This is a genomic window from Streptomyces sp. NPDC044061 (assembly GCF_056434305.1).
Window position 1 is genome coordinate 1 of sequence record NZ_JBWKFL010000103.1, and the last position, 6,010, is coordinate 6,010.

Below are 6,010 nucleotides of genomic sequence, written 5' to 3' on the forward strand. Positions count from 1 at the left end.
AGGTCTCTCGATGATTCCACGGCCAGACCAACGAGGAATCCACCATCAGGTCACTGACCTGCGAAAACTCCACACGTAGTTCAGTCAACAGGTAAACGCGTCCTCCTCACCGCGCGAGGCCGTTCATGATCGCGGTTTCGGTGACCCTCCGTGGCCCTGGCACTGAAAGTGATCCAGAACCCGAACCCTGACCCTCTGACGGCGTATCAAAAGTGACCCACTTTTGTATCGGGAGAAGTTTCGGCGTCGTCTGCCGGATTCGCTGGCGGACCTGCAGGGTCCCGCCGACGGGGTCGTGGAGCCGCCGGCCACGGTTGTGTGGTCTGGACTGCGCGCTTTCGATCTCGGTAACGAACGTCAGCGGATGAGCCTGTACCGTACCGTCCTCGCCGAAGGGGGTGCGTGAGGACCTGTGTGGCCTGTTGGACCGTGACATCCTCCTGAAGCTGTGGCCCACGCTGCGCCGCCTGGTGTCGATCACGGTCTGCGGCGTGTGGGAAGAGGCGTTTCCGGAGTTGCGGGCTGTGGCGGGTGTTTCGGCTGCCCGGCCGCCTGCCCGTCGGCGCGCGCACGGGGGTGCGGCGGCCGCGTGAGACTCCCCGCGTTGCAGGCCCGCCTGCTGGCGGACGTCCTGGCCGTCGGCTCCCCCTACCGCTTGGTGATCACCGGCGGTTATGCCGTGCCGGGCCCACGAACTCCTTTCCCGTCCGAGTCAGGACCTGGATGTGGCCACTGAGAACCCGGCGCCGATGGAAGATGATTGTCCGTACCCTCACCGATGGGCTCACCGCCTGCGGCTGGGACATCGAGGTGATCGATTATCGCCCCGCTCTCCGCACGGCTCAACGTCACGGATGTCCGCTCTGGGGGCGGGGAGAGGTGTGAGGTGGACGTCCTCAAGGAGGTCTTCTCCAGGCCGGTCGCCGCGAGCGCCTCTGGGCCGGTGCTTGCGGAGCAGGATGTCGTCGGCACGAAGGTCCGCGTACTCGGCGAGCGGGGCCTGGCCCGTGGGCGCCCTGGACGTCTTCGCCGCCTGGCGCCGCTGGACCACCACCGACCTGGAGGACTTCGGCCGCCGCCACGCCCACGATCGCTTCGACCTCGAGTCCCTGCCCTCGCGTCTGACCGGCCTCGGCTGGATCGACGACGCCGAATTTTCAGGCGTACGGCGCGAGCCCTCAACTGATCGACGATCTGCTGGCCTGGACCCAGGAGTGGGCGGACGACGTTGGCCGCCGTCTGCTGAGCGAGGAGAATCTGGTCGAGTAGGACCCGGGCCCGGTTGGAACCTCCTTACCGTCGCCGGGGCCGCTCTCACGGCCGCCACCAAGACGGCAGTGTGCTGGGGGGCGAGTCCTCGCGGCCAGGACGTGCCGGAGTGGTGCCGTTGGCCGCGCAGTGACCGGAACTGCCGCCATAGCACCAACTGCGCGAAGTCGGCTGGTTGCAGTTGCGAGAACGACACCGTATGCGCCGAACCATCGTCGTACCGGATCGACGCTGATGGCCCCGCGCCCTCGTCACCGGACCTGCTTCATTGTGCTGGTAGCTATGGTGTGCCGCAGAGTCGGGTCAGCCGGTGAGTGCCTGTAGGGGGGCGTTTCCTCGTCTCGTGCGGGTACGTGTCCCGGCCCAGGCTTCCCGTTGTGACGATGTGTGAAAGGCGCTCGCACGACGTCGTCAAGCACCAGCTGGCGCACCGCTCCTGACTCCCGGCCGTCTACCTGCGGCCCCTGACTCCAGTCGGGGCCGCAGCCTCCACACTCCGTGGCGACGCTGTGCCCTTGGGGGTGGGCGGACGCATGGCGCGCCCTCTGCAGCCAGGAGGGGACTGTGGTCCGCCCGCCACCGTTTCTACGGCCACCAGCCTCGCGGCGGCACCTACGACGTCGTCACCAACTGCCGATGCTTGCTGACCACGATGCACCGTTGTACGGAACCGGCGTATCGTGTTTTTTCAGTGAAGGTCGCGCGGTTGTAGGGAAGTCGTCGATCAGGGTCGTGTCATTGTGGGGGTCTCCGGTCCGTCGCTTTCCCCCGTAGCGGCGGGCCGGACCGTTTTCAACGTCACTCTCGTGGACTGACCGTGCGGCAGTCGGTGGGGCCCGGCCGGGTCGCCACAGCGCACGCGGCGGCGGACGCCGCGTGCGCTGTCGGCAACGGTCACGTCAGCGACGACCAGGGCCAGAGGCCCTGCCGATGTCAGGTCGCTGTCCGTGGGCGACGTCCTCCAGGTCACCGCACCCGACGGCACAATATGTCAGGGCAGTTGACGTGCCGTCGGACGGGGTGGGCGGGGAGCAGTCGCCGGGCCGTGTGGTGTCGCGGTGCTACGGCTCCGGCAGTCGGTCGGCGGTACGCCTTCTCCGCAGAGGAGGGCACCGCCTCGCTCAGCGCCTGATCTGGTGCAGGGCGGTGCTGTCGGGCAGTCAGTGGCGGTGCTGTGACCGGGATCCCAGGTGGACTGGTTCGCGAGCTGCTGCAAGCTGTGCTCGTTGCCGTCGGGCATTCGAGCGGTCATGGCCTGGATCGACCTGCGGCGGCCGCCCAGCATCAGCCCCCGCATGTAGCAGTCACCTTTGGCCCGATGGTCCTTGCGCGGCACCGAGGCGAACACATCAGCCATGTTTAACGCTGACTTCGCATTCATGGTTCTTTTTCTCTCTCGTCGCACGGGCATCATGCTTGGCGACAGGCCGAAGCCGGACCTCACGGGGTCCTTACGTGGCCTGTGCGCTCGTGAGGAACGCGAGCGTGAGAGACACCCCTCATCGCGGGTCGCCCGTCGAAGTCTGCTTGGACGAGAGAAGTACGAGATATGTCTGTACAAGATCCTGCGCATCATCCTCCCCAGCGCATCGGCGTAGTGGCTGAGTCCGTTTCGGGCGAAACACGTGTCGCGGCGACCCCTGCGACGGTTCGACTGCTCCTCGGCCTCGGCTATGAGGTGGTTGTTGAGTCGGAGGGCGGTGAGGCGTCCGGTTTCAGCGATGAGGTCTATCTCGATGCCGGGGCGGAGATCGGTGAGGCGTGGGACGCGGATGTCGTCCTCAAAGTGAACGCCCCTTCAAACGCGGAGATCGCACGGCTGCGGCAAGGCGCTACCGTGGCCGCCCTGCTGACCCCGGCACAGAGGCCCGAGCTGCTTCAGGCGCTCGCGGATGCCGGGGTGACCGCTCTCGCGCTGGATGCGGTGCCGCGCATTTCGCGTGCGCAGTCGATGGATGTGTTGTCGTCGATGGCGAATATCGCCGGCTACCGCGCGGTTATCGAGGCGGCACACGTTTTCGGGCGGTTCTTCACCGGTCAGGTCACGGCGGCGGGCAAGGTGGCGCCGGCGAAGGTGCTTGTCGCGGGTGCGGGTGTGGCGGGTCTGGCGGCGATCGGTGCCGCTTCCCGGCTCGGGGCTGTCGTTCGGGCGACCGACCCGCGGCCGGAGGTTGCGGACCAGGTGAAATCGGTGGGCGGCGCGTACCTCCCGGTGAACGTTGCCCAGGAGACGAGCAGCGACGGGTATGCCAAGGCGACCTCCGCCGACTATGACCGGGCCGCCGCCGCGCTGTATCACGAGCAGGCGAGGGACGTGGACATTGTGATCACTACCGCGTTGATCCCCGGTCGGCCGGCGCCGCGGCTGCTGACGGCCGGGGATGTGGCCGTCATGAGGCCGGGCAGTGTGATCGTCGATATGGCTGCGGCGATGGGTGGGAATGTGGAGGGTACGGTCGCGGGCCGGGCGGTGGTGACCGACAACGGCGTCACGATCATCGGCTATACCGATCTCGCTTCCCGGCTGCCCGCTCAGGCTTCGCAGTTGTTCGGTACCAACCTGGTCAACCTGATCAGGCTGCTCACTCCTGGCAAGGACGGGCAACTGGTGATCGACTTCGACGACGTCGTGCAGCGGGCGGTGACCGTGGTCCGGGACGGTCAGGTGACCTGGCCGCCGCCGCCCGTCGCGGTCTCGGCCGCGCCCGCGGCGCAGCCCGCGCCCGCGCCCACCGAGCCCGAGCCTGAGCAGCGGAGGCTGACGCCTGCGGGCCGCTTTGCCCTGATCGGGCTCGGCATGCTCGCCATGTTCCTGCTCATGTCCTTTGCCCCGGCGCAACTCGTCGAGAACTTCACGGTGTTCGCGCTGGCGGTGGTGATCGGTTACTACGTCATCGGCAAGGTGCACCACGCCCTGCACACGCCGCTGATGTCAGTGACCAACGCGATTTCCGGGATCGTCGTGATCGGTGCTCTTGTGCAGATCGGGCACGAGAGCCGGATCGTCACCACGCTGTCCTTTGCGGCGATCCTGCTGACGAGCGTCAACATCTTCGGAGGTTTCGCCGTCACCCGCCGCATGCTGTCCATGTTCTCGAAAGGCTGACCTGAGATGATCTCTATGACGGCCTCACACGCGGCCGACCTGGTCGCCGCCCTGTTGTTCATCCTCAGCCTGGCCGGCCTGTCCCAGCACCGTACCTCCCGCGCCGGCGTGGTCTACGGCATCGCCGGCATGGCCCTCGCCCTCATCGCCACCACCGTGGCGGCGCAGCACGTCACCGCCGGCGCGGTGGCCCTGATCGTGCTCGCCATCGCGTTCGGCGCGGCGATCGGCCTGCGGCAAGCGCGGCGGGTCGAGATGACGCAGATGCCCGAACTGATCGCGGTGCTGCACAGTTTCGTCGGTCTCGCCGCGATGCTGGTGGGCTGGAACAGCTACCTTCAGGTGGAGGCACACGGTACGGGGCAAACCCGGATCGGCGCCGACCTGCTGGGTATCCACCATGGCGAAGTCTTCATCGGCATCTTCATCGGCGCCGTCACCTTCACCGGCTCCATTGTGGCGTTCCTGAAGCTGTCCGCGCGCATCAAGTCCCGTCCACTGATGCTGCCGGGCAAGAACGTCCTGAACCTGGGCGCGCTCGGCGCGTTCGCCGCGCTGACGATCTGGTTCACGGTTCGTCCCAGCCTGCCGCTGGTGATCGCGGTCACCGTGCTGGCGCTGGCCCTGGGCTGGCACCTGGTCGCGTCGATCGGCGGCGGCGACATGCCGGTCGTCGTGTCCATGCTGAACAGCTACTCGGGCTGGGCGGCGGCCGCGGCCGGTTTCCTGCTCGACAACAACCTGCTCATCGTCACGGGTGCGCTGGTCGGCTCCTCCGGCGCCTACCTGTCCTACGTCATGTGCAAGGCGATGAACCGGTCCTTCCTCTCCGTCATCGCGGGCGGTTTCGGCCTCGAGGTACCGGCCGGCCGCGAGGAAGAGCAGGGCGAGCACCGTGAGGTGGGCGCTGCGGAGGCGGCCGAGATGCTGGCCCGGGCCCGCTCGGTGATCATCACCCCCGGTTACGGCATGGCTGTCGCCCAGGCCCAGCATCCTGTCGCACAGCACGGCAGCTGCGCGAGCGGGGCGTTACGGTCCGCTTCGGTGTCCACCCCGTCGCCGGGCGCCTGCCCGGGCATATGAACGTGCTGCTGGCGGAGGCGAAGGTGCCCTACGACATCGTCCTGGAGATGGACGAGATCAACGGCGATTTCGCGGGCACCTCGATCGTGCTCGTCATCGGGGCGAACGACACCGTCAACCCGGCCGCGGCGGAGGATCCGGGCAGCCCGATCGCCGGCATGCCGGTGCTGCCGGTCTGGGAGGCGGAGCAGGTCATCGTCTTCAAGCGGTCCATGGCCTCCGGCTACGCGGGTGTGCAGAACCCGCTGTTCTTCCGCGAGAACACCAGCATGCTCTTCGGCGACGCCAAACACAGCGTGGAGGCCATCCTCCACGCGCTGGGCACCGATGGGCGCCGCGAGGCTCCGATCACACGCCAGGAGACGGTGGCCGGCCGGTGACCTCGCCCTGATTTCGTTCCTCATCCCGTCAGTTGCCGTCCCGGCGGCTTGGGGGTTCGGGTGCGGGGGGGGGGGGGGGGGGGGGGGTGGGGGGGGGGGGGGGGGGGGAGAAGAAAAAAAAGACCCCCCCCCCATTAAAAGAATCCACGCCCAGAACCTCCCTACACCAAAA

At 67.5% G+C, this 6,010-nt stretch carries 1 protein-coding gene and 4 pseudogenes; 4 read left to right on the top strand and 1 reads right to left on the bottom strand.

Annotated features, from left to right (window positions below; genetic code table 11):
• Positions 1–205: 205 nt before the first annotated feature.
• Positions 206–593 (top strand): annotated as a pseudogene (locus tag AC07CM_RS49385) (hypothetical protein).
• Positions 590–1,269 (top strand): annotated as a pseudogene (locus AC07CM_RS49390) (hypothetical protein). The pseudogenes AC07CM_RS49385 and AC07CM_RS49390 overlap by 4 nt, the downstream one beginning before the upstream one ends.
• Before the next feature lie 1,180 nt (positions 1,270–2,449).
• On the opposite strand, the pseudogene AC07CM_RS49395 reads toward AC07CM_RS49390, so the two are convergent.
• Positions 2,450–2,650, bottom strand: a pseudogene (locus AC07CM_RS49395) (transposase); the annotation flags it as partial.
• 168 nt (positions 2,651–2,818) lie between these two features.
• On the opposite strand from AC07CM_RS49395, the gene AC07CM_RS49400 reads away from it, so the two are divergent.
• Together AC07CM_RS49400 and pntB are read left to right on the top strand one after the other, a co-directional pair.
• Entirely contained in the window at positions 2,819–4,375 is a 1,557-nt protein-coding gene (locus tag AC07CM_RS49400) for a Re/Si-specific NAD(P)(+) transhydrogenase subunit alpha (protein ID WP_478883138.1), read from the top strand.
• A 6-nt stretch (positions 4,376–4,381) separates the two neighbouring features.
• Positions 4,382–5,838 (top strand): annotated as a pseudogene (gene pntB / locus AC07CM_RS49405) (Re/Si-specific NAD(P)(+) transhydrogenase subunit beta).
• Positions 5,839–6,010 lie beyond the last annotated feature (172 nt).